General features: G+C 54.9%; 19 protein-coding genes. 9 read left to right on the forward strand and 10 right to left on the reverse strand.

Annotated elements, in window-relative coordinates; translation table 11 throughout:
• Positions 1 to 14 precede the first annotated feature (14 nt).
• From QQ91_RS16975 to rpsT, 4 genes are all read right to left on the reverse strand, one after another.
• Entirely contained in the window at positions 15 to 1886 is a 1872-nt protein-coding gene (locus QQ91_RS16975) for a DNA-directed RNA polymerase subunit gamma (protein WP_166276376.1), read from the reverse strand.
• Positions 1887 to 2029: 143 nt separating this feature from the next.
• Positions 2030 to 5329 (reverse strand): DNA-directed RNA polymerase subunit beta, encoded by a 3300-nt coding sequence (gene rpoB, locus QQ91_RS16980; RefSeq protein ID WP_166276379.1) that lies wholly within the window; start codon positions 5327 to 5329, stop codon positions 2030 to 2032.
• Positions 5330 to 5489: 160 nt separating this feature from the next.
• Positions 5490 to 6275 carry a TatD family hydrolase gene (locus QQ91_RS16985; protein WP_166276382.1) on the reverse strand — a complete coding sequence of 262 codons (786 nt, stop codon included), beginning with the start codon at positions 6273 to 6275 and terminating at the stop codon, positions 5490 to 5492.
• An 11-nt stretch (positions 6276 to 6286) separates the two neighbouring features.
• Positions 6287 to 6583, reverse strand: coding sequence for a 30S ribosomal protein S20 (gene rpsT, locus QQ91_RS16990; RefSeq protein WP_166276385.1), 297 nt, complete (start codon positions 6581 to 6583; stop codon positions 6287 to 6289).
• A gap of 294 nt (positions 6584 to 6877) precedes the next feature.
• Between rpsT and hisD the strand changes: the two genes are divergently transcribed.
• Both hisD and QQ91_RS17000 read left to right on the forward strand, forming a co-directional pair.
• Positions 6878 to 8179 (forward strand): histidinol dehydrogenase, encoded by a 1302-nt coding sequence (gene hisD / locus QQ91_RS16995; protein WP_166276388.1) that lies wholly within the window; start codon positions 6878 to 6880, stop codon positions 8177 to 8179.
• A 9-nt stretch (positions 8180 to 8188) separates the two neighbouring features.
• The gene (locus QQ91_RS17000) at positions 8189 to 8650 is read left to right on the forward strand and encodes a universal stress protein (protein ID WP_166276391.1); all 462 of its coding nucleotides are present in this window, start codon (positions 8189 to 8191) and stop codon (positions 8648 to 8650) included.
• Between the two features lie 69 nt (positions 8651 to 8719).
• Here QQ91_RS17000 and QQ91_RS17005 read toward each other — a convergent pair whose 3' ends face one another.
• Positions 8720 to 9139 carry a secondary thiamine-phosphate synthase enzyme YjbQ gene (locus QQ91_RS17005; protein ID WP_166276394.1) on the reverse strand — a complete coding sequence of 140 codons (420 nt, stop codon included), beginning with the start codon at positions 9137 to 9139 and terminating at the stop codon, positions 8720 to 8722.
• Between the two features lie 131 nt (positions 9140 to 9270).
• Here QQ91_RS17005 and QQ91_RS17010 point away from each other — a divergent pair, with 131 nt between their 5' ends.
• The 4 genes from QQ91_RS17010 (at position 9271) to QQ91_RS17025 (ending at position 13145) form a co-directional block, all read left to right on the forward strand.
• Positions 9271 to 10728: a hypothetical protein gene (locus QQ91_RS17010; protein ID WP_166276397.1), complete on the forward strand. Its 1458-nt coding sequence runs from the start codon at positions 9271 to 9273 to the stop codon at positions 10726 to 10728.
• Between the two features lie 138 nt (positions 10729 to 10866).
• Positions 10867 to 10983: a photosystem II reaction center protein I gene (locus QQ91_RS17015; RefSeq protein ID WP_166276400.1), complete on the forward strand. Its 117-nt coding sequence runs from the start codon at positions 10867 to 10869 to the stop codon at positions 10981 to 10983.
• A 283-nt stretch (positions 10984 to 11266) separates the two neighbouring features.
• On the forward strand, positions 11267 to 12160 hold the full coding sequence (locus tag QQ91_RS17020; RefSeq protein ID WP_166276403.1) for a hypothetical protein: 894 nt from the start codon (positions 11267 to 11269) through the stop codon (positions 12158 to 12160).
• A 22-nt stretch (positions 12161 to 12182) separates the two neighbouring features.
• A complete protein-coding gene (locus QQ91_RS17025; protein WP_166276405.1) occupies positions 12183 to 13145 on the forward strand; it encodes a cation diffusion facilitator family transporter in 963 nt (320 codons plus the stop codon).
• Between the two features lie 6 nt (positions 13146 to 13151).
• On the opposite strand, the gene QQ91_RS17030 is transcribed toward QQ91_RS17025, so the two are convergent.
• A complete protein-coding gene (locus QQ91_RS17030) occupies positions 13152 to 13754 on the reverse strand; it encodes a phycobiliprotein lyase (RefSeq protein WP_166276408.1) in 603 nt (200 codons plus the stop codon).
• 142 nt (positions 13755 to 13896) lie between these two features.
• On the reverse strand, positions 13897 to 14772 hold the full coding sequence (gene fghA, locus QQ91_RS17035; RefSeq protein ID WP_166276411.1) for an S-formylglutathione hydrolase: 876 nt from the start codon (positions 14770 to 14772) through the stop codon (positions 13897 to 13899).
• Between the two features lie 180 nt (positions 14773 to 14952).
• Between fghA and QQ91_RS17040 the strand changes: the two genes are divergently transcribed.
• Together QQ91_RS17040 and QQ91_RS17045 are read left to right on the forward strand one after the other, a co-directional pair.
• Positions 14953 to 15330 carry a tetratricopeptide repeat protein gene (locus QQ91_RS17040; protein WP_166276414.1) on the forward strand — a complete coding sequence of 126 codons (378 nt, stop codon included), beginning with the start codon at positions 14953 to 14955 and terminating at the stop codon, positions 15328 to 15330.
• 319 nt (positions 15331 to 15649) lie between these two features.
• Positions 15650 to 17167 carry a family 10 glycosylhydrolase gene (locus QQ91_RS17045; RefSeq protein WP_166276417.1) on the forward strand — a complete coding sequence of 506 codons (1518 nt, stop codon included), beginning with the start codon at positions 15650 to 15652 and terminating at the stop codon, positions 17165 to 17167.
• Between the two features lie 70 nt (positions 17168 to 17237).
• On the opposite strand, the gene leuC is transcribed toward QQ91_RS17045, so the two are convergent.
• Together leuC and pyk are read right to left on the reverse strand one after the other, a co-directional pair.
• Complete coding sequence (leuC, locus tag QQ91_RS17050) at positions 17238 to 18641, reverse strand: 3-isopropylmalate dehydratase large subunit (protein ID WP_166276420.1); 1404 nt, start codon at positions 18639 to 18641, stop codon at positions 17238 to 17240.
• A 108-nt stretch (positions 18642 to 18749) separates the two neighbouring features.
• Positions 18750 to 20519, reverse strand: coding sequence for a pyruvate kinase (gene pyk / locus QQ91_RS17055; RefSeq protein ID WP_166276423.1), 1770 nt, complete (start codon positions 20517 to 20519; stop codon positions 18750 to 18752).
• Between the two features lie 116 nt (positions 20520 to 20635).
• On the opposite strand from pyk, the gene QQ91_RS17060 reads away from it, so the two are divergent.
• Complete coding sequence (locus tag QQ91_RS17060; protein ID WP_166276426.1) at positions 20636 to 21073, forward strand: RrF2 family transcriptional regulator; 438 nt, start codon at positions 20636 to 20638, stop codon at positions 21071 to 21073.
• A gap of 180 nt (positions 21074 to 21253) precedes the next feature.
• Here QQ91_RS17060 and QQ91_RS17065 read toward each other — a convergent pair whose 3' ends face one another.
• The gene (locus tag QQ91_RS17065; RefSeq protein ID WP_166276430.1) at positions 21254 to 23347 is read right to left on the reverse strand and encodes an FAD-dependent oxidoreductase; all 2094 of its coding nucleotides are present in this window, start codon (positions 23345 to 23347) and stop codon (positions 21254 to 21256) included.
• Positions 23348 to 23395: the final 48 nt, after the last annotated feature.

Genomic DNA, 23395 nt, shown 5'->3' on the forward strand with positions numbered 1-23395 from the left:
AACTCTCCTGCAACTTAACTAGCCAACGAGTTTTGAATGGTTTTGTTGTAAATAATCCGTCCGGGGGTTGTTCGCAAATACTGCGACAGCAGCACACCCTGCGCGTTTAAACGCAATCTCCGATGGGGATAGGTTTCAACCCGAGATCCATCGGCAAAGGTTTCCACCTCCGGATCCAACCCGGCGTCGTCATCCTCCACAGGGCCATCATGACGAACCCACACGTAGGCATGAAGATCCACCAGCCCCTGCTCAAAGGCCACTATGGCATCTTCAAGATTGGCAAAGTAATAACCGGACCCTCGCTGCTTCCCTGGGTTCTCAGCCGTCAGATAGTAACATCCCAACACCATGTCCTGACTCGGCGTCACAATGGGGCGTCCGGTGGCAGGAGACATGATGTTATTAGAGGCCAGCATCAGCAGCCGCGCCTCCGACTGGGCTTCAATCGAGAGGGGAACGTGCACCGCCATTTGGTCACCATCAAAGTCCGCGTTGAAGGCCGGACAAACCAGGGGATGCAGCTGAATGGCGCGTCCCTCCACCAGAATCGGTTCAAAGGCTTGAATCCCCAGACGGTGGAGAGTAGGCGCCCGGTTAAGCATGACCGGGTGCCCCTTAATCACTTCTTCCAACACATCCCAGATCACCGGATCATTACGCTGAATGAGTCGCTTGGCCGCCTTGATGTTGTTCACCAAGTTCTGGCGAATGAGCCGATGGATCACAAAGGGTTGAAACAGCTCAATAGCCATTTCCTTAGGCAGGCCACACTGGTGGATTTTTAATTTAGGCCCCACCACAATGACCGATCGACCAGAGTAGTCCACTCGCTTCCCTAGGAGGTTTTGGCGAAATCGCCCCTGTTTACCCTCAATAATGTCAGAGAGCGACTTAAGAGGACGATTGTTGGCCCCTACCACAGTGCGACCGCGGCGACCGTTGTCAATCAACGCATCCACCGCCTCTTGCAGCATGCGCTTTTCATTGCGCACAATAATCTCAGGAGCCAAAATCTCTTGAAGACGGGCCAAACGATTGTTGCGGTTAATCACCCGCCGATAGAGATCGTTCAGGTCGGATGTGGCAAACCGGCCCCCGTCGAGCTGCACCATAGGACGAAGGTCTGGGGGAATGACCGGAATATAGCTCAACACCATCCATTCTGGCCGGGCACCTGTCCCCACAAAGTTGTCAATCACCCGCAACCGCTTAATGAGCTTGGCCCGCTTTTGACCTTTGGCCGTAGAGATTTCCTCCCGCAGTTGTTCGGCCTCGGCCTCCAGATCAATATCGACCAGAAGCTGCTGAACCGCTTCCGCACCAATACCCACCTCAATATCCATCAAGGTGGTATCGTCACTGTAAATTTGGTCCTCAATCTCCATCCACTGATCTTCAGTCAGGAGCTGCTTATAGGACAACCCATCGTGGTTCCCGGGGTTCAGGACCACGTAGGCATTAAAATAAACCACCTGCTCCACATCGCGCAGAGGCATATCTAGAAGGGTTGCCATGTAGCTTGGAATGCCCTTGAGATACCAGACATGGGTAACCGGAGCAGCCAGTTTAATATATCCCATGCGATGACGGCGCACCCGGGACTCGGTCACCTCAACCCCACAGCGTTCACAGACGATGCCCCGGTGCCGAACTCGCTTATATTTGCCGCAGTGACATTCCCAATCCTTCGCTGGACCAAAGATTCGCTCACAAAACAACCCATCCATTTCGGGCTTGAGAGTCCGGTAGTTAATCGTCTCGGGCTTGGTCACCTCACCCACCACCTGACCATTGGGCAGCGTGCGCTCTCCCCATTGACGAATCCGGTCGGGGGAAGCCAACCCAATTTTGACGTAATCGAATCGCTGCTCTAGCTTCGGCATCGCTTCACACTCTCTTTGATATTGCTCAATTGTTCATGCGGAGAACCGCGGGAAAACCTCAATCCTCCAGGGGGTTGCCCTGGCCTAGAGGGCCAGGGGACATCCCTTATTGTTCTGGGTTAGGGCTCTGGGGCCGATAGCCGTCAGGCTTCAGCCTCCTCAACTTCCATCCGGTTTAAAGATTCATAGGTGGGGCGAGAGGGCGTGCGGCGGTGGCTAACATCAGCCATGAGATCAACTTCCACATCGCGGCTGGTGCCATCGTCTTCGGTTTCAATCTTGTGGACTGCAATGTCCAGGCACAGAGACTGCAGCTCTCGCATGAGCACCTTAAAGGACTCAGGGGTTCCCGGACGCGGGATGGCCTGACCCTTCACAATGGCGTTGAGGGCTTCATTACGACCCTGCATATCGTCCGATTTAACCGTGAGTAACTCTTGGAGAATGTAGGCCGCACCAAAGGCCTCCAAGGCCCAAACCTCCATTTCGCCAAAGCGCTGTCCTCCCTGCTGGGCCTTGCCGCCAAGGGGCTGCTGGGTAACCAGGGAGTAGGGGCCTGTGGAGCGAGCATGAATTTTGTCGTCCACCAGGTGAACCAGCTTTAACATATAGGCTTTCCCGACGGTCACGTCCTGATCAAAGGGTTCCCCTGTCCGCCCGTCAAAAATTTGAAGTTTGCCGGGATTATTGGGATTGTATGTCCAGTCTCGATCCCTTTGGCTAGATCCCTCTGCCAGCTTACCGTGGACACTCAGGCGGGAGGCTTCCTCCCCGTGCATCTCGTCAAAGGGAGTCACCTTAAAGCGAAGGCCAAGGTTGTGACCAGCCCAACCCAACAGGCATTCAAACACCTGACCCACGTTCATGCGAGACGGCACCCCTAGAGGATTCAGCACAATATCCAGGGGGGTTCCATCCGCCAGGTAGGGCATGTCCTCCACCGGCAGGATTTTGGAGATAATCCCTTTGTTGCCGTGACGACCGGCCATCTTATCGCCCACCTGAATCTTGCGCTTCTGGGCAACGTAAACTCGGACCACCATATTGGCGCCCGGCGGAAGTTCATCTCCTTGCTCGCGGGTAAAGACACGAACATCCACCACCCGACCTTTCTCACCATTGGGAACCCGCAGGGAATTATCTCGCACGTCTCGGGCCTTTTCACCAAAGATGGCACGCAGCAGCTTTTCTTCCGGCGGCTGGTCCGATTCCCCCTTGGGGGTCACCTTTCCAATTAAGATATCGCCAGCCTCCACCCAGGCCCCTACCCGGATGATGCCGTTCTCATCCAGTTGACGCAGAGAATCTTCCCCAACGTTGGGAATTTCGCGGGTAATTTCCTCCGGCCCTAACTTGGTCTGCCGAGCCTCAATTTCATATTTTTCAATATGGATAGAGGTGTACACATCGTCACGAACCAGCCGCTCACTCACCAGGATGGCATCTTCGTAGTTGTATCCTTCCCAGGGCATATAGGCCACCAGGATGTTTTGTCCCAGGGCCAACTCCCCCCCCTCGGTGGCTGAACCATCGGCAATAATCTGGCCAGCCTGGACGCGATCGCCAGGAAACACGATGGGGCGCTGGTTTAAGCAGGTATCTTGGTTAGAACGCTGATATTTCTGAATGGGATATTCATGGAGCATCCCCTGGTCATCGCAAACGTAGACCACATCCGCTGATACCGAGGTCACCTCTCCATCAGTATGGCTGATCACAACCATTCCAGAATCTCTGGCAGCCTGAGCCTCCAGCCCGGTGCCCACTAGGGGACGAGTGGGCTTGAGCAGCGGGACAGCCTGACGCTGCATGTTAGATCCCATCAGGGCTCGGTTCGCATCATCGTGCTCTAGGAAAGGAATCAAGGAGGTGGCCACCGAAATAATCTGCACCGGCGAAACCGCCACATAATCCACTTCGGTGGGAGAGGTGGTGGTAAAGTCCTGACGATAGCGAACCGGAACAATATCGCCCAGAATGTGCCCCTCCTCATCGGTGGGAATATCTCCTGGCGCCACGCGCAGATCATCTTCTTCATCTGCTGTCATATAGACAGGAGGCTGATCTCGCTGTACTATGCCATTTTTCACTGGGTAAAAGGGGGTTGCAATAAATCCGTAGGGATTTACCCGAGCGTGGGTTGCCAGAGACCCAATCAAACCGGCGTTTGGCCCCTCAGGCGTTTCAATAGGACAAATCCGCCCATAGTGACTGGGGTGGATATCGCGGACCGCAAAACCCGCTCGTTCTCGGGTCAAACCTCCAGGCCCCAGAGCGCTCAAACGACGCTTGTGAGTCAGCTCCGCTAGGGGATTGGTTTGATCCATAAATTGGGAGAGCTGGCTGGAGCCAAAGAATTCCTTAATAGCGGCCACCAAGGGTTTTGGATTCACCAGGGAGGCCGGCGTTAGAGACTCCACGTCGGATACAGTCATGCGCTCCTTGATGATTCGCTCCAGGCGGTTGAGACCCACTCGCACCTGATTCTGCAGGAGCTCTCCCACCGATCGCACCCGGCGATTGCCCAAATGGTCAATATCATCCACCGAGCCAATGTCAAACTCCAGGTTAATTAGGTAATCAATGGCGGCCAAAATATCTTCCGGCGTCAGCACACGAGTTGATTCAGGCGTGTTTAAGTTGAGTTTGCGATTGAGCTTGTAGCGCCCCACCTTGCCCAGGTCGTAGCGTTTTGGATCAAAAAAGCGCGATTCCAGGAGTTGCTGCCCCCCCGACACCGTTGGAGGCTCACCCGGACGCAACTTCCGGTAAAGCTCCAGCAGTGCCTCTTCCTCTCCAAACTGCCCCTCTTTATCGATGGTTTTCTGATAGTATTCGGGGTGACGCAAGCGATCGAAAATTTCGCCATCGCTCAGGCCCAAGGCCTTCAACAAAACCTGGGCCGAAAGCTTGCGGGTCTTATCGATACGAACCCAAACCAGATCATTTTTGTCGTTCTCAAACTTCAACCAGGCTCCACGATTGGGAATCAAGCTGGCGTTGTAGGTTCTACGCCCATTCTTGTCTGTTTCAGACTTGTAATAAACCCCAGGACTCCGCACAATCTGATTGACGATCACGCGCTCAGCACCATTGATAATGAAGGTGCCTCGATCCGTCATCAAGGGGAGGTCGCCAATAAAAACCTCTTGCTCCTTGATTTCGCCCGTTTCCTTGTTAATCAAGCGAGTCGGAACATACATCTGCACCGAGTAGGTGCTATCACGGCGCTTGGCTTCATCAACATCGTACTTTGGCCGCTTCAGCTTATAATTGTGGGCTAGAAAGTGCAGCTCGATTTTCCCGGTATAGTCGGTAATGGGAGAAAAGCTCTGCAGCTCCTCAATGAGGCCCTCTTCCAAAAACCATCGGAAACTCTCCCGCTGAATCTCGACCAGGTCGGGCAGAGTGAAAGCAGGTTGAGTGTAAGTTGAGTTAGTCATGCGTCTCCTCTAGAGGTCACGCTGGCTTGGAACCTTCAATTCCGTTAGCAATTGCCCACTTCCCCAGAAAAGTCAGGGAAAGCAGGCAATTTCAACAAACTGAAGTCTCAGAGGCCAGAAACATTGGACAGTGGGTTCTGAAGAAAAAATAAATCAGAATTTAAACAGCAGGCAGTTGAAATAGACGACAGGCGTTGGCAGTGGTTTGCTGCGCCAACACCTCAAGGGGCACGCCTCTCAAGGAGGCGACTCGCTCAGCCACATAGTAAACATTGGCAGGCTCATTTCGACGGACGCCTCGCTTGGGGACGGGACTGAGAAAGGGACAATCCGTTTCCAATAACAACCGGTCGGCAGGAACCCCGTTAGCTGAGGCATGGATCTGCTTGGCATTCTTAAAGGTCACAGTCCCGCTAAAGCTTATATAAAACCCCAGATCTAGAAACCAAGCGGTTTCTTCGGGGCTCCCTCCCCAACAGTGCATCACCCCCGCCACAGGGCCATGGACATCCCAGTCTTGACGAATCAACTCTGCCATGGGTCGGGCCGCCTCTCGACAGTGAATAATAACGGGCAGCTTCAAACGTCGGGCAATGGATAACTGAGCCAGAAAGGCTGCCCTTTGAGCCTCAAGATTATCAGCCTTGAACAAATCCAATCCCGTTTCTCCAATGGCAACCACCTTGGCATCGGATTGGGCCAGGGACTCAATTTCCTCCTCTAACCCAGCATGCCATTGCTGAACATCAAGGGGATGCAGCCCAACCGCAAAGTAGAGCTCTGAAAACCGTTGAGCCAGCTCCTGAATTTTAGGGAATTCTCCTGGCTCAACGCAGGAATGGATGAGTCGGATAATGCCCCGCGATCGCCATCGGTCGGCCACCTCATCAAGATCGATTTGAAAATCATCAAAGTTGATATGAACATGGGTATCAATCAACTGCATGGAAGCCTTGCCTATGCCGCGGACTCCACCTGTTGCTTGAGTAACCTAGACAGACGGGCTTTACGCCGCGCCCCCGTGTTGCGATGGAGAACCCCTCGCTTAACCGCTTTGTCAATTTTACTAAAGGCCGCGGACAGAGCCGACTGCAGCACCTGCTTTTGGTCAGGCGATGGATCGGAGGCATAGCTGTCTAGGGCTTCCAGGTAGCGTTTGGTCAAAGTTTTGATGGAAGATTTGTATGCTTTGTTGTGAAGGCGATTACGTTCAGCAATCTGGATTCGCTTGAGTGCAGACTTAGAATTAGCCACGGTTTACGACGATAATGGAAAGTTTTCGGTGAGTCAGGAAAATCCCAAATAGTAAGTATATCACGCGATTTATCATTTAGGCTGGCAAGTCCACGATTTGCCCGATTTTACGATTTTCAGATCAGAACCATGGCCTCCCCCCTGAACAGATCCTAAATGATTCAGATAGGATGGGGACAGCAGCGCCAACCCAACTGAGCGCGCCCCTAAGGCAAGCCGCAGCCATCCCAGAAATTCGTTTAGAATTCACTAGGATTCAACAGTGCTCCAACGATAACCGTTCCCACAGATTCTATGTTGCGAATCATCACCCAAATCAGTGAAGCAGAGGCGGAGATCCAGCGGATCTGCAACCGCACCCACGATGATCAAGTTATTCACAAAGAGGCAACGGTTCGTGAGGTGCTGCAATTCGTCAAACGGAATGGAGACAGCGCGGTCCTCTCCTATACAGCTGAGTTTGATCAGCAAACGCTCACGCCTGAAGATCTGAGGGTTAGTGCCGCAGAACTAGATATTGCCTATCAGCAGGTGCCCAAGGATCTGCTCGATGCCATTCGGCTGGCGCGTCGACAAATTGAAGCCTTTCATCAGCAGCGCAAGCCCAAAAGCTGGGTTCAGTTTCCAGGCCAGGATGTGGTTTTAGGCAAACGCTTTACCCCGGTTGACCGAGCTGGGCTCTATGTGCCTGGGGGACGCGCAGCTTATCCCAGCACTGTGCTGATGAATGCCATTCCGGCCCTGGTTGCGGGCGTGCCCCGACGAGTGATGGTTACCCCACCTGGCCCAGACAAATCGATTAATCCCGCGGTTCTCGTTGCCGCCCAGGAAGCAGGAGTTGAAGAGATATACCGCGTCGGTGGAGCGCAGGCGATCGCGGCCCTGGCCTACGGCACAGAAACCATCCCCAAGGTAGACATCATTAGCGGGCCAGGCAATATCTATGTCACCCTGGCCAAGAAGCTCGTTTACGGAACCGTGGGCATCGATTCCCTAGCCGGTCCCTCCGAGGTGCTCATCATTGCTGACTCAACGGCCAATCCCTCCCACGTGGCCGTGGACCTCTTGGCCCAGGCAGAACACGATCCCCTGGCAGCAGCTCTGTTGATCACCCCCGATGCTACCCTGGCACAGAAAGTGGTCCTCGAGGTCAATCGGCAACTCGAGCACCACCCCCGACGAGTCTTGACGGAAAAGTCCATTGCCCATTACGGTTTAGTGATTGTGGTCGAAACCCTGGAGCAAGCAGCAGAGCTATCCAATGCCTTTGCTCCTGAACACCTAGAGTTAGAGGTGGCAAACCCCTGGGATCTCCTGGAGTCTATTCGCCACGCCGGTGCCATTTTTCTGGGAGCTAATACCCCAGAAGCCGTGGGCGACTATCTAGCAGGTCCCAACCACACGCTACCCACCTCAGGTGCCGCCCGATATGCTTCGGCTCTAGGAGTGGAAACCTTTATGAAGCACTCGAGCTTAATTCAGTATTCCGCCGAAGCCCTATCGGAAGTTGCCGATGCCATTCAAATTTTGGCAGACGCCGAAGGACTGCCGTCCCACCGAGATTCTGTGCGTCTGCGGATTCAGCGTTCATCCTAGGAGGACTTAATGGTCTTTGAAACAGTGCTGGTGGCCCTGGCCAGCAGCGATTTAGCGGATGATTTGACGCAGCAGGTAATTGCTTCGGTCCAGAGCCTCCAGCTTGAACCAGACAGTAAGGTGGTTTTGACCCACGTGGTTTGCGTTGGGGAGAAGGATGTAGATCTGGAAATGGACCGGCCCCATTCCGAACCCCACGTGGATGGGATTCGCAGGGTAGAACGGATTCTAGCAACGCTACAGTCGCAGTTTCCTTGCGCTTCAGAAATTGAGGTCGTCTCCGGCGATCCCGTAGAAGAAATTGTGCGGCTGGCCCACATCCATCGGGCAAGCCTGGTCGTGTTAGGCAATCGTGGATTACGAGGCGTCAATCGAATTTTACAGGGTTCGGTGAGCAGCCAGGTGGTCAGCGAGGCTCCCTGCACAGTGATGGTCGTCAAGCCTCACAGTCTTGAATCTATAGAATCTTGAGTCTAGACCGTTAAGAGCTCTAGACCGTTAAGAGCTCTAGACCGTTGAGAGTTTAAGACTGCCCCCGCCCTATTCTCCGCTCAGGTGCACATAAACCTCCCGTTCAGACCCCCGGTCGCGATGTTCCCACAGGTAGATGCCCTGCCAAGTTCCCAGAACCAGTTGCCGATTCGCAATGGGAACAGCGGTTGAAGTTTGGGTCAGAACAGAGCGAATATGGGCAGGCATATCATCTGGCCCCTCCATGCGATGTCGATAGAGGGCAGGGTTTTCGGGAACCAAGTTAGCAAAGAAGGTTTCCAGGTCACGCAGCACGTCGGGATCTGCATTTTCCTGAATAATCAGGCTAGCCGAGGTGTGGCGAATAAAGAGATGACACAGCCCCTCTCGAATTCCAGAGGCGCTGACCAGCCTTTTGATCTCCCCAGTAATATTGATCAAGGACTTGCCTCTTGTCGCGATGGGCAAACAATGATTTTGACAGGACATAGGATCTTCGATGGCGATGGATCAAGAATTCAGTCGTACAATGGGGCCAAGGTAGAGTCCCCGGTTGCTGATCGTAACGTGCAGTGACTCTTCCTGGATGTGCTGGCCTCTGCTTGTAAGGATTTGCGACGATGACTTCCCATTCTCGATACAGTAGCCAACTCTTTCAGTTCGTCCAGTGCCAGTCCCATCGGCTTCGCGATCGCACCGGACACCTATTGCGTCAAGGAAAAAACCAACTGACTTGGGGAGCGCAACTCTGTTTTCTAGCCCTGCGCAGCCTCTTCCAGGCAGGACGGCAAGCGGCCCTGTCCTTTGGGCAGGCGCTGCACTCCGGGGCCGGATTCCTCGGGGCAGCCGTTCAATCCGGGGAAAGACCCCTTGCCGGGCTAGACAGCGACATCCCAGTGCTGCGGGTTATGGAGGCCATCTCCCTCACGCCCCCCCAAGGCGCCCCTCCGTTTCAGAGGCAAGTGACCCTGGACTTCCCCCAATCTCAGTCCCGCCTCCAAGCAGGCATCACGGCCTTCAAGGCCATCGCTCGCCGTCTGAGGCGAGGGCGGCCCTTCAAGCTTCCAGTCAAAGGAATGATCTCGGCCCAGCCCTCCAACCTGCGCGTTGAAACCCAGCCCCTCTTGCAGGGGATTGCCTCTCTGCTGAGCACACGCACGCTGGTCCTAGTCACCGCCGATCAGCACCTGTTGGACATCCTCAGCCCCGATCAGCAATCCCGGCTCTACCGACGCATCCTGTGGGAGGTGGCCAGCCTTTATCGACGCCGACGTCAGGCCCAGCGATTCGCCCGTCCTCTCCGGATTCTCACGACCCTTCCCAAAGCAGTTGCCAGGCTGGGTAGTGCAATCCGGGATCACGCCCAGTCCCTACCATTGCCAATTCCTCCCCTCAGGCCACTTCTAGAAGTCCACAGCGCCAAGACGCCCTTCCGACTGCCCCCTTTACCTGACGGCTTCGGAATGGTGCCGGGGAAAATAGGAGAAGCTGCCCCCCTCTCCCTCCCCCAGGCCAGTAGGTCTGGCGATCGCAGAGGGCTCAAGACAGGGTTCAAGATAGGGCTCAAGACAGGGTTCAAGATAGGGCTTAAGACTCTATTCGGAGCAATGGCGGCCCTTCCCGCCCTGACCCTACCGGCGATCGCGGCCCCTACCTCTCCCCCGGCCCCCGCAGCACAGCAACCCTCCTTCCCCTCCGAGTGGGCCGATCCCGGTCGCATGAAGGCCAAACCAAACTGGAATGACATTCAGGGTATGATGCCGCGGGGCTTTGCAGGTCGACAGGGTCTCGTCACCCAACCGGTTCAACATCGCCCTTCCGCCCCCGTGAGTCAAGCCATCCCCAGCGGACAAACCACCCACGCTAAAATCCGCTATTCGGTCCATGGACCCGAAATCGATGTTGAAGCAGAATTTATGGGATACGATCCCCATCTGCTAGAGCGGATTTTACAGGGGCTAGATACCTGGGTCCTCCACCTTGAAACCACGGTGGGGCTCCTGTGGTCTCTGGTGGGAGCACTGAGCCTGGGATTGGTAAGCTTCTACCAACGGCTTCGCCCAAAATTCATCCCCTAGTCTTGCCATCAAGTCCCCAGACACCATCGGTTTGGCCCAACCCCCAAAAGTTGACTTCAGATATTTTAATCTGCACCAAGAGTTCGATATGATATTGAGGCGACCTCATTAAATGCTGTTTTCTATAGAGATCAAGTAATGGAAACACTCAAAATCGTTGTTTACATCGTTGTGATATTTTTCCTAACCCTGTTTGTTTTTGGGTTCCTATCCAGCGACCCGTCTCGGAACCCCGGTCGAAAGGATCTTGAATAAGAGCAAAAAACAGTTCTTTTTTTGAGCATTTATCAATTCTGAACGGTATTGAAGAAAGAGTCCTTAAGTTTTGAGGACTCTTTTTTGGTGAAGGGTTCAGGTTCCTTGCCACCGTGCTGGGTTAGAGGGGGCAGCACTAAACTCCACAAAATCCAGTGCTGGGCGTTTCTTTAATTAGAGTCTTCGATTAATATGTCCTTGGGGAAATTCGGGGGACATTTACACTTAGAACTGGGATCTTAATTATGCCTGGGCCCTTATATTGCATTGGGTGCTTCGTCCTATGACTAGAAAAAATCAAGAGACAGCCGTTTCAGCAATTGTAAATTTGCTGAAGCTCTATAGCTTCGAATCTGGTCAACGGTCCCACGAGAAGAATCTAGAGGTGTGGCTCAAGCGATTTCCGCTAAATTGGGTCAAGTTAGCCCTGGTGGAATCCCTCTATCAAGGACGCTACAAGGCGATCTCCGTCGAGCAAATTTTAGCGCTATGGCAGCGGCGCGGAGAACCTTGCTATCATTTCACCCACGATTTTGAGCGCCTGGTCTCCCATAATCTTCCCCAGGATTTTTCGGCGGCACCCCCGGTCCGTCAGCGACCGATGGAGCAATCTTCACAGTCAGACTCCTATCGATCTCGTCGCCACGTTCTCGCGCGGCTCCAGGCCTTGGGCGATCGCATTGAGCCGGGGAATGCTGAGATTGAGTCGGTGGATTCCCCTGCTGCCAATGACTCTGAAAGCCTGAATCCTGAAGATTTTTCTCCCACCCGTCCCGCAGGCAACACCACCTTGCCAGCCCCCCTAGAATCTTCCCCTGAAACCCTGGGATCTTCCTTCGGGCAGGAGTGGGATGAACCCGTTTTGCCCCCCTCCCAGGAAGCAAAACACTCCCGTGCCCCACAGCAAGAATGCCCCTCGCAGGCAGGAGGACTTTTTCCAGAACCTGCGGATTTCGAAAAAAATTCCGTTGCTCCGGATTTAGCCTCCTCCACTTTTCCCGAGACGAATGACCTAGAATCGAAGCATCTTCCTATTTCGGAACCCTTAGCTCCCAAGCCGCTTTTGCTTCCCCCAGAATCCAGCCTGAGGATCAATCCAATTCATCAATTTGTTCCCCAATCTGGCCCCTCTGGATTTTATTCAAAATTAACGGCAATGGTGCAGCAGCGTTCCTAACCCTTGCAAGCTGAAAACCATCATGCCTGTTGACTTAACCGCCCCTGAAGCTGGCGGGGAAAAGTTTGCGCTGCGACTATCCCTCTTTGGATCCCTGGGGGCAACGATCCTGGCCTTTGCCTTTGCCTTTGGGTCCCGATCTGGGGCCATCATGTTAGATGGCTTTTACTCCTTGGTTACCCTGAGCATGAGCTTGCTCACCTTAAAAGTGGCCGATCTACTGGAGCGCGGCAGAAGCCCCCAATATCAATTTGGCTATTATGGCTTTGAACCCCTGATTAATACCATTAAGGGGATTATTGTCCTGAGTGTGACGCTGTTCGCCCTGGTGAGTGCAGTGGAAGCCCTGATCTATGGCGGACGCCCCCTGGAAGTTGGCAGCGCTTTTGTGTTTGCGCTACTCTCGACGGTCATTTGTGCTGCCATGGGTTTAACCTTGAGTCGGTTCGCGCATCGGCTGCAGTCTCCCCTGCTAGCGGTAGATGCACGGGACTGGAGAATTGATACGCTCATTAGCGGCGCGATTGCGATCGCCTTTGGACTAGGCTGGATGATGAGTGGCACCGCCTGGGTGTTCTTGGTGCCCTATATTGATCCGCTGTTGGTGACGGTGCTTGCCCTGGTCGTGGTGCCCATTCCCGTGCGGACCGTCTTGGAGGGCGTTAATCAGCTTCTCGCCGGCGCACCGGACCCTGAACTAGAAACAGCTATCCGCAGCAAGCTCCAGCAGGTCTGCGAGGACTATCCCATTTGTCAAACCGAGGTACAAATGGCTCAAATCGGTCGTGTCCTCTGCGTTTCTGTACAAGTTTTAGTTCCAGGACAGTATAAACTCACCCATGTACCAGACCTGGATCAAATCCGAGAGCGGTTTACCCAGGTCATCCAAGCAGCCCATCCCCACACCGACATTGATATTTGCTTTACCGGAGATGAGCAATGGTTAAAGGGAGAACCCTATGAAGATTCTGCAGATCTGACCTAGCCCCGATTAGGGTGAAAGCTGCTGCTGTTGTTGATAACGTTCTTGCCAGGCTAGCAGAGGACTTTTCTGAGCTTCGTGGGCGTCAGGTTTGGGCTGAAGGGAACCCATGCGGCGAATTTCCGAACAAAAGTTAGCCTCCGAAGTGCCCTGATCATGGGTAAGGGTGCTACTGCGAATTCTTAAGTTGGGACTGGCAAACCAAATTCGCTCGCTCAAGGTGCCATGGTCCTGAGTTTGGACCAGAGTCATCACCTCATCTTGCCCCAGGGTAAAGGTGCCAAGGCGAACGGCGCCCTGCTGGGACTGGCTAATTAGCCGCCCCTGGTGGGGCGCCTGCGGATCTAGAACTGGGACCAGTAAGGTTGTCCCGATTTGAGTGCGACCATTAGAGAGGGTCGCCTTCCAGGTCACTTCCAGACCACAAATGGCCTGGTCCGCAGGCAAGTTCGACTGTTTACAGGCTTCAATCACCGGAGAACTCTCAGCACTGAGGCACTCCATCCAAAGGTCGGCACGCGCCACATCGGTTTTTTCTTGAAGAATGTGATGTTCGGTGCGCTGTGAAACCCACTGCCCTTCACAGAGTTGAAAAAACTCCTGAATATCCATGCCAACGCTTTTCCTAGAGTCAATAGAAACACGAGTCAATAGAAGCACGAAGGTCGACCTTGTAATGACGAAAAGCGTTCATGCCAAGGAACTTCGCGGAGAAATATGCTTTCCCCAAGACAGTATTCTAACGCGAATTGGTCTAGGGGCTGTCCAGAGACCCAGGACATAAAAACTGGGCATGGTGACGCAAGTGATCCTCAATCAAACTAGCAATGAAGTAGTAGCTGTGATCATAGTCTGGATGCTGACGTAGCGTGAGCGATCGCCCTGTCTCTGCACAGGCCTGGGCCAGGGATTGGGGCATCAGATCCTGGAGAAAGGGATCGCTCAGTCCCTGATCCACCAGCAGGGGACGAGGATCCACATAGCGCTTGAGAAGTTCTGTTGCATCATAGTCCTTCCAGGCGGCCACCGTATCGCCTAGATAGCGCTCAAAGGCTGGCCGGGTCCAGTCGCTGGCTATGGGGTGGCAAATGGGGGCCAGGGCCGAGATAGATCGGTAGCGATCGCCGTTGCGCAGCCCAATGACCAAGGCGCCATGTCCGCCCATGGAATGCCCCATGATCCCCTGGCGGTCCAAGTCCACGGCAAACGCTTGAGCAAGCAGGATCGGCAGTTCCTCGACTACATAGCTATACATTTGATAGTGGCGCTTCCAAGGATCTTGGGTCGCATTCAGGTAAAAGCCGGCCCCGGATCCATACACCCAGTCTGTATCTTCATCAGGAATTCCTGTGTGGCGCGGACTAGTATCCGGCACCACTAGACACAATCCCAGTTCCGCTGCGAAGCGCTGCGCTCCGGCCTTGACCATAAAGTTTTCCTCCGTGCAGGTTAACCCCGACAGAAAGTACAGCACTGGCCTTGGCCCCTGCTGCATCTGAGGGGGCGCGTAGAGCGAAAACCGCATGGGACAGCCGCAAACTCTAGAGTCATGTTCATAAAATCCCACCGTCCCGCCAAAGCAGTGATGGGTTTGTAGGGAGGCGATCGCCCCCGGATCAAAGGGACTCATGATGGGTCTTGTGCTCCTATAAACAGTGGGTCAAAAAGGCCAGTCCAATTCCGTCATGGATAGCCGCTATCAGTATCAGTGATCTGCCCCTTGCGAGCTTGGGCAGTCCCTGGGGCAATCTATAGAGAAGTCACGCCCTCAGGGGTCCACTGATCCGTAAAAGTGTACGAAAAACCATCTATGTTCTTCAAGACTCCCTCTCTCCGTCGGGCTCTCACGTTGATGGCGGGGGCCTTCTTTGCCATTGGCATGGGGCAATCCGTGGTCGCGATGTTCTTAGCTAAACCCCCGATGGGACAATCGGCCCGTGAGGCGGCACCTCAGCCTGCTGAGCTTGCCCAACTTGAAGCAGGCTACAAGCTGGTCTTGGCGCGAGAGCCTCAAAACCCAACCGCCCTAAGGGAATTGCTGAACCTGTACCTCGCCCAAGCAGATTGGGTGAGCGCCAGGGAAATCTTGGAACGATTGCGCAAACAGCAGCCTCAGGAAGCCGAATATTCGGCGCTGCTGGCAGACCTCAATCAAAAAATAGGGAGTCAAGGTCCCCTCAAGCCCTAACCCCCCCACAGCCCTAACCCCCTCAAACCCTGGATTTCCTACCCCCCTGAGCCAGCCACAGTTGCAGGTACACAGGGATCTTGCACGCCGGAACCTGACCTAGTTTCAGACGTCACCTAAGGTGAGTTTGCCAGGTATATGGGCAGCGAATCAGCCCAAGGATATCTTGCCGCCCTAGGATGGGATTAGTTAGAATTTTTCCCCGGTTTCCACACCTGTGGTCTAGTTTTTCCGTCCAGGCCTCCACTGTTGGGACCCTACCAACGGTGTTTACCCCGGAGTGTTTTTCTGAGTTTTATTCCAGGTGCTGTTCCGCTCCATGACCCTTCCCCAATTCCTTAAGACTTCCTCTCCCTTACTTCTTAGCCTTAGCCTTCTTAGCCAGCTGTGGATCCCCTTTTCCTCCAAGCCAGTCCTGGGACAAACCCAGGACTTTTGCCAGCTGCCCGCGGAAACCATGCGCCAAAAAGAGCGCTATCTTGCTGCAGGGTTGCAGGGCGATCGCCAGGCCCAAATAAGCTATAAGGCCATGGTGGCCAAACACCGAAATGAACTTCTTCAATGCCGACAGCAATCCTGGCTAAAGAATCAGGCCATCTGGCTCAGGCTGTATGAATGCGATCTCAAGCCGGGGGTTCTCGATAGCCTCCTCGATCGGCTGGTGAGCCGGGGCTACAACCAGGTCTATATCGAAGTGTTCTATAGCGGCCAGGTTTTACTGCCTCCTGGCCAGAACCCAACCCCCTGGACCTCGGTGGTGCGATCGCCTGAATACGCCAATCGAGATCTCTTGGATGAAGCAATCCAAAAAGCTCGCGAGCGGGGGATGGAACCCTATGCCTGGTTGTTTAGCTTAAACTATGGCTATCAATACGGGACGCGACCCGATCGCCAAAGCGCAGTTGCCCGAAACGGTCGGGGCCAAACCAGTTTGAGCCTGGGATCGGCCAGTAACCCCAACAGTGGAGATACCAATAAGACCTTTGCAGATCCTTATAGTCCCCTTGCCCAGCAGGACTATGCCAATTTGCTTCAGGCAGTCCTCCAGCGCCGCCCCAAGGGGGTTTTATTCGACTACATACGCTATCCCAAACAGAGTGGCGGCGCATCGGTCGCCAGCCAAGCCCGCGACCTCTGGATTTTTGGGGACGCCTCCCGCGCGGTGCTGATTAATCGAGGTTTAAATCAAAAGGGCCGTACCGTGATTAATCACTACCTCAAAACGGGGACAATTTTGCCCCAGGATGTAGTGAAGCTGGATCAGCTTTTCCCAAATGAGGACGTTGCCCTCTGGCAAGGACGCAGCGTGAATGGAATTTCTAAAAACACTCCCCCGGAGGATCGAGCCGCGAAGCTACGTTGGGATCTGTGGCTACTAAGCGTAGCCCATGCCTACCAAGGCATTATTGATTTTCTGCACCGGGCGGCGGTGCAAGCCCAGCGCCAGGGTATTGTCCCAGGGGCTGTATTTTTCCCGGATGCCAACCAAGCCGTGGGTCAAGGGTATGATTCGCGTATGCAGCCTTGGGACCGATTTTCTAAAAACTTGGAATGGCACCCGATGGCCTACGGACTCTGTCCCGATGGCGTCTCCTGCATCACCAGTCAGGTGGATCGGGTGCGTAAGACCCATCCAGATAAAACCATTACCCCTGCGATCGCCGGAGCCTGGGGGCGTCCTGCCTTTAATCGCCCTTCCTTAGAGATCCAGATGGATGCCATTCGGCGCGCAACTCCAGAAGTCCAGTCCATTAGCCACTTTGACTTTTCCTGGCAAGACCCGGAATTTGCTAACGCCCGCCGGGACTGCAAAGTTAACTTTACCAGCGCGGGTTAGCGCGATCTTGGGCAAGTCCGTTGGGACAGATCACGGCTAGGTCCGGGAATGCCATGAACAAGGCATTGGATCAGGCTAAATGGCGCACATCGGTGACGCAGCCGGTAATCGCGGCCGCTGCCACCATTGCCGGACTCATGAGCAGGGTCCGACCCGAGGCTGATCCTTGACGGCCTTTAAAGTTGCGATTTGAAGAGGAGGCACTGATCTGGCGACCTTCTAGCTTATCGGGATTCATGGCCAAACACATGGAACAGCCGGGTTCCCGCCATTCAAATCCGGCAGCACGAAACACTTGATCCAAGCCCTCCGCCTCCGCCTGCTGCTTGACCCGCTCCGATCCTGGCACCACAAAAGCTTTTACATCGGGAGCCACCTGCTTACCCCTGGCAATGTGGGCCGCTTCCCGCAAATCACTAATCCGACCATTCGTGCAGCTGCCAATGAAGCACACGTCCACGGGCGTGCCTTGAATAGGCGATCCCGGCTGAAGATCCATATATTCGTAGGCTTCTGCTGCGAGAACTCGCTCCGATTCCGGCAGCATGTCGGGGGTCGGAATCGGCTCATCAATCCCAATACCCTGCCCCGGCGTAATTCCCCAGGTAACCGTAGGGGCGATCGCCGCTGCATCAAACACCACGCAATCGTCATAAATAGCCTCGGGATCACTGCGCAAACTGGTCCACCAGTTCACGGCCCGATCCCAATCCGCTGCTTTGGGGGCAAAGTCCCGGCCCCGGAGATAGTCAAAGGTCACCGCATCGGGATTGACATAGCCACAGCGAGCGCCCCCTTCAATGGCCATGTTACACAGGGTCATGCGCTCTTCCATGGTCATCGCCGCAATGGTACTGCCCGCAAATTCATAGGCATAGCCAACTCCTCCCTTTACCCCCAAAGTGCGAATGATATGCAAAATGACATCCTTGGCATAAACCCCAGATTGGAGAGGGCCGTTGACCTCAACCCGCCGCACCTTGAGCTTAGAGAGGGCCAGGGTTTGAGAGGCCAGCACATCCCGCACCTGACTGGTGCCAATCCCAAAGGCGATCGCCCCAAAGGCCCCATGGGTGGAGGTATGACTATCGCCGCAGGCAATGGTCATACCGGGCTGGGTCAAGCCCTGCTCCGGGGCAATCACATGGACAATCCCTTGCTGTCCAGAGTGCAGATTATAAAAGCGAATGTTGTTTTCTTGGCAGTTGGCCTCTAGGGCCTGCATCATTTCCTCGGCCAGTGGATCTTGGAAGGGGCGGACCTGATTCTGGGTTGGAACGATGTGATCAACCGTGGCCACCGTGCGCTCCGGCATGAGCACCTGCAACTGGCGATCGCGCAACATGGCAAAGGCCTGGGGACTGGTGACTTCGTGAATGAGATGGAGTCCAATAAATAGTTGGGTTTGTCCTGAGGGCAAAACCCGCACAGTATGCAGGTCCCAAACTTTATCGAAGAGGGTGCCTTGGCTCATAGATGAAATGCGAAATCAGTGGGTTTCTATTCTAGCGAGGGGATGTCTAGCAAGGGGATGTCTAGCAAGGGGATATCTAGCAAGGGGATATCTAGCAAGAAAAAAAGATTACGGCCTTGGGCCTGAATAGACCAGGCCACGCTGCACGTCCATGGTCAAAATCGTACCGCTGCGAATCAACGTGGTGGCATCCTTAACCCCCACGATCACCGGAATTCCCAGACGCAAGCCGAGCACTGCTGCATGGCTGTTCATGTCCCCTTCCTCGGTAATGATGCCCGCCGCTTTCTGCATGGCACCAATGTAGGAGGCATCGGTGTGATTGGCAATTAAAATTTCACCACTGTTAAAATGCTGAATAGCAGAGGACTCACGGGTGATGCGGGCTGGGCCGGTTACGGACCCGTGGCCAATGCCTAAGCCCTTCCCCATGACCGAGGTTACAATTTCCACCTTGACTAGATCGGTGGAGCCCGAGACCCCCTGCAAAGTCCCGGCAGTAATCACCACCAAATCTCCCGCCTTGACAAAGTCTTGCTCAAGGGCAGAATTCAAGGAGGCCTGAATGGTTTGGTTGGTGGACCCGGAATTCAGCACCAGGAGTGGATGCACCCCCCACACCAGCTGCAGGCGTCGAGCCACCTCCACATGGGGCGTAACGGCCAATATCTGGATGCTAGGACGAAACTTGGCGACGTTGCGGGCCGTCGCTCCGGTTTTGGTCAGGGTTAAAATCGCCTTTGCTCTAAGCTGCCCGGCAATCTGCCCCACTGCATGGCTGATAGCGTTGGGAATAGATCGCTTCGGCTCTTCCACAGGGATCGCAGTTTGATTCACCCGCTCCCGATCAATGCGCGTGGCAATTTGAGCCATCGTCGCCACGGCTTCCACAGGATATTTCCCCACCGCCGCCTCATTGGAGAGCATCACGGCATCGGTGCCATCTAGGATTGCATTGGCCACATCGGAAATTTCAGCGCGGGTTGGCCTGGGGTTATTCACCATGCTGTCGAGCATCTGCGTAGCGGTAATCACGGGAATGCCCAAACAGTTGGCTCGATAAATCAGGCGCTTTTGCAGCATGGGAACTTCCTCTGCTGGAACTTCGACGCCCAAATCGCCCCGCGCCACCATGACCCCATCGCACAGCTCCAGGATTTCATCCATCTGAGCGATCGCCTCGTGCTTTTCAATTTTGGCGATCACCGGAACGGACTTGCCGGCTTTGGCAATCAGTTCCTTAATCTCCAGCACATCTGCTGGATTTCTCACAAAGCTCAGGGCCACCCAGTCTACCCCTTGGGAAAGCCCAAACAGCAGGTCTTCTCGATCCTTTTCCGTTAGTGCCTTGACGGAAAGACAAACTCCAGGGAAGTTAACGCCCTTGCTATTGGACAGCACGCCCCCCACAATCACGCGACAGTGCAGGTCCTTTTGGGCCAGGTCCACCTTTTCGACGCGCATTTCAACTTTGCCATCGTCGAGCAAAATAGTCGCACCGAGGGGAACCTCATCGGCCAAGTGGGGATAGGTTACCGAACTCAGGGTCTGGGTGCCGGGCAGTCCTTCTCGACTGGTCAGAATGAAGGTATCCCCTCTTTGCAGGGTAATCTGCCCAGCCTCAAACTTGCCCAGCCGAATCTTCGGTCCCTGTAAATCCTGCAGAATCGCCACGGGCTGGTTTAGTTCAAAGGAGACTTGTCGAATGAGCTTAATGGCCCGCAGGTGATCTTCGTGGCTACCATGGGAAAAGTTGAGCCGCAGGGTCGTTGCCCCAGCTTCAATCACGGCTTTCAACTTTTCATGGTTACAAATTGCTGGCCCAACAGTTGCAACAATCTTGGTTCGACGGGAGGATAAACAATCAACTAAGCTCATTAAAGCCGCCAAGGTTTTGTGTTACATAATTTATTCCTCATTCAGAATACCTCAGTTCCTTCCCGATATTCTCTTCTCCAGCCCCTGAGGACGATCCTGACCTGAGGGACAGTGCCATGAAGTTAAGCCGCAAGGGACAATATAGCGTGAAAGCCATGCTGGATCTCAGCCTGCAGCCCGGCTACGGTCCAGCCTCGGTGCGGGCGATCGCCCAGCGCCAGGATCTGCCCGCCCCCTACCTGGAAAAACTACTCATCCAGCTCCGGCGAGCGAACCTGGTGATCTCCGTACGCGGATCCCAGGGCGGCTATCGGCTGGCCAAACCGCCCCAGGCCATTTCCCTGGGATCTATCCTTGAGGCCGTGGGGGAGTCGATTGAAATGCTCAGCGATTTTGACCGACATGCCGCGGAAGACTGGGTGACGGCCCTGGTGTGGGAGAGACTGAATCGCAAGGTGCGAGACTTTGTCTTTACGCTCACCCTCGAAGATCTGTATTTTGATGCCCGCAGCCGCCAAGCCTCGCAGGGGGATCAAACCACCTTTATTATCTGAGGTAAAGGCGGGCTAATTTTCGATTCGGGAGCCATCTAAGGCGATATCCGATCATTGCCCTTGGAGCCTCCGGCCAGGATCCGCCTGGGGGTTTACGGGACTGGCATGCCCCGTCCTGGGGAACTGGCCCAGTCCTGAGGGCAATTCCAGACCCAACCCATGGCGGTGCGATCGCCTAGGCTAGAGATTTAGCTGAATTTGAAGCAGTCGATAGAGGGTTCTGGAGAGTTCGCGACGCGTCAGAACACGCGAATCTCGAGGCGTGTCAGTAAACAGGGCAATGAGATGCCCGGCCTGAACCTTACTCATTAAAATGGCAAAGTGCGCTCGGGTGATGGACCAGTCTGGAGCGTAACGCCGATTGCCGACCCCCGCAATAATGCCCTGGGCCTTGAGCGTTTCCACACTTTTGTAGGCATAGTGGGTGGTAGGGACATCCAGAAAGGAGGGAGATTCGGGAGCCAGGAGGGGGAGTTCAAGGATATTCACAAGGGCAACGGCAACCACTGCCCGGTTCACGGTTCCGGCAGGATTGAAGTTTAAGTGGCCATAGTTTTCAGTGCGAACAATTCCAGCGGCGGCCAGCACTTGAATCGCCTCAAAATCGGGATCATCGTGGCCCACATCATTAAACCAGATGATGGGAACTCCCTGCCGCGTGAGCTGCCCCTGCAGCTGCCGGGTCAGGCGAACCGAATCCGCCACTTCATGGGCACCCACGGCAGAGTGGGTGAGCAGGGCCGCCAGATACCCACCGGCTTCACCAATGGCCCATTCCACCGGATGCATCCGATAGGCGGCATTTGTAATGTGGGTGGTGCCAATATTTTTCGCCGATAGGATGAGCCCCTCGGTTTGAATCGGGATCAAGGCCCCTAGGGGAATACTGAAGGGGGCACAATCTTGCCCGTCGGTCCCTAGATCCACATGGCCGGGGGATTGGTTGGGATGAAAGTCTAGGTAGTGGTAATGACCAATCCCCACACTATCTGAAAAGATTCGCGATCGCGCCTGCGCAGGGAAAAATTTAGCGGCAACATCCTCATGACGAATGGTGGTGCGGGCAATGGCACGACGCGATTCTCGAATATAGGGCTCCAGGGCAATACCATCGGCGGTCCAGGTGAGATCGCCGCGGCCCACCAGATCAGGAGCATCGTGGGTTTGAAGGTAGTGTACATAGGCCTGGGCGCGATCGCGCCCCCGCTGCCAGATCACCCCCCGATCTTGTCGGGTTTGCCCCACCAGCACCCCATCTTTAAAGTCATTGCCGCAGCCCAGCGGCCCCTGGGCCGAAACCGGACTCATGCCCCAGTTCAGTACGGCCACATCACCCACATGCACCTGCGAATCCGGGATTAGACGCCCCAAGCGACGGTAGCGAAAGATGCCATAGGGGTGGTAGAAGGGCCGGGCGACTCCGTTGGCCCAAAAGGTGCCGGTGAATTCGGAACTTTGCAACCAGGGACTCTGATCGTAGCCTGGCGGCGCTCCAATGGCGGCGCGGTGATGCGATCGCTCCACCACCGCGCAAAAGGTAAAGGCCTGCTGGCACAGGGGACGCGGATCCTCAGGCAAAACCGCTTCCTGGGTCTCCTGACGCGACTCTTGACCAACGCGGGACTCAATATTTCCGATCTCCAGCAAATCGCCCAGATCGGTCCCCTCAATCACCACCTCGGCCTGAACCGTAAATTCAGCGGAGGTCTGGCGGCTACGAAAGACCACCCCCCTCACCCGCCGCCGCGTCGTTCCAAACTGCTCAATGAGCAGGTCAATGGGGTCAGCCTCTGCAATTAGCACTAGTTGATTCGACTGCACGTAGGGGGCAATGGCTTCGTTCAGGGCAATTGCCGCTGTCACCGGCGTCACAGCAAAATGGCTCACCCATCCCCCCCCAGGATTGTCCAGCGCCTGTCCCTGCACGGGCTGGATCTGCCGCTGACGATGGCGGAAAGCCCGCTGAGCTTGAGAAATACAGAATAGTTCTCCGTCATGGAGTTGCTTTGGATCCCGGTAGCGCGCCTGAAGCTGGGAAGCCGGTGCCATCAGGGGAGAATCATCGCTAGCAGGCAGTCCCTGAGCGGTGTATTGTCCCCCCACCACTGGGGTTGGCATCACCCAGCACACCGTTGCATGGGCGGTGAGAGCACTTAGGGTCGCCGCATAGGCTGCGGTGGATCCACCCACCACCAAAACCGGAACGCTCAAGGTTTGTTGATCCAATGGGCGAAGCAGCTCCGCTTCGTTCCAAAGGCCATGGGCATCTGGCATGGGTCTTTCCCTCTTGTGGGTTAGCAGCGTTCAAGATTCGCATTCTCG

It is taken from the genome of Lyngbya confervoides BDU141951 (genome assembly GCF_000817775.3).
In the GTDB taxonomy this organism is placed as follows: domain Bacteria; phylum Cyanobacteriota; class Cyanobacteriia; order Thermosynechococcales; family Thermosynechococcaceae; genus Lyngbya; species Lyngbya confervoides.

What these genes read in the sequence shown, in the direction of transcription:
- QQ91_RS16975 (WP_166276376.1), bottom strand. Translation starts at nt 1,886, where the DNA reads ATGCCGAAGCTAGAGCAGCGATTCGATTACGTCAAAATTGGGTTGGCT.
- rpoB (WP_166276379.1), bottom strand. Translation starts at nt 5,329, where the DNA reads ATGACTAACTCAACTTACACTCAACCTGCTTTCACTCTGCCCGACCTG.
- QQ91_RS16985 (WP_166276382.1), bottom strand. Translation starts at nt 6,275, where the DNA reads ATGCAGTTGATTGATACCCATGTTCATATCAACTTTGATGATTTTCAA.
- hisD (WP_166276388.1), top strand. Translation starts at nt 6,878, where the DNA reads ATGTTGCGAATCATCACCCAAATCAGTGAAGCAGAGGCGGAGATCCAG.
- QQ91_RS17000 (WP_166276391.1), top strand. Translation starts at nt 8,189, where the DNA reads ATGGTCTTTGAAACAGTGCTGGTGGCCCTGGCCAGCAGCGATTTAGCG.
- QQ91_RS17005 (WP_166276394.1), bottom strand. Translation starts at nt 9,139, where the DNA reads ATGTCCTGTCAAAATCATTGTTTGCCCATCGCGACAAGAGGCAAGTCC.
- QQ91_RS17010 (WP_166276397.1), top strand. Translation starts at nt 9,271, where the DNA reads ATGACTTCCCATTCTCGATACAGTAGCCAACTCTTTCAGTTCGTCCAG.
- QQ91_RS17015 (WP_166276400.1), top strand. Translation starts at nt 10,867, where the DNA reads ATGGAAACACTCAAAATCGTTGTTTACATCGTTGTGATATTTTTCCTA.
- QQ91_RS17020 (WP_166276403.1), top strand. Translation starts at nt 11,267, where the DNA reads ATGACTAGAAAAAATCAAGAGACAGCCGTTTCAGCAATTGTAAATTTG.
- QQ91_RS17025 (WP_166276405.1), top strand. Translation starts at nt 12,183, where the DNA reads ATGCCTGTTGACTTAACCGCCCCTGAAGCTGGCGGGGAAAAGTTTGCG.
- QQ91_RS17030 (WP_166276408.1), bottom strand. Translation starts at nt 13,754, where the DNA reads ATGGATATTCAGGAGTTTTTTCAACTCTGTGAAGGGCAGTGGGTTTCA.
- fghA (WP_166276411.1), bottom strand. Translation starts at nt 14,772, where the DNA reads ATGAGTCCCTTTGATCCGGGGGCGATCGCCTCCCTACAAACCCATCAC.
- QQ91_RS17040 (WP_166276414.1), top strand. Translation starts at nt 14,953, where the DNA reads ATGTTCTTCAAGACTCCCTCTCTCCGTCGGGCTCTCACGTTGATGGCG.
- QQ91_RS17045 (WP_166276417.1), top strand. Translation starts at nt 15,650, where the DNA reads ATGACCCTTCCCCAATTCCTTAAGACTTCCTCTCCCTTACTTCTTAGC.
- leuC (WP_166276420.1), bottom strand. Translation starts at nt 18,641, where the DNA reads ATGAGCCAAGGCACCCTCTTCGATAAAGTTTGGGACCTGCATACTGTG.
- pyk (WP_166276423.1), bottom strand. Translation starts at nt 20,519, where the DNA reads ATGAGCTTAGTTGATTGTTTATCCTCCCGTCGAACCAAGATTGTTGCA.
- QQ91_RS17060 (WP_166276426.1), top strand. Translation starts at nt 20,636, where the DNA reads ATGAAGTTAAGCCGCAAGGGACAATATAGCGTGAAAGCCATGCTGGAT.
- QQ91_RS17065 (WP_166276430.1), bottom strand. Translation starts at nt 23,347, where the DNA reads ATGCCAGATGCCCATGGCCTTTGGAACGAAGCGGAGCTGCTTCGCCCA.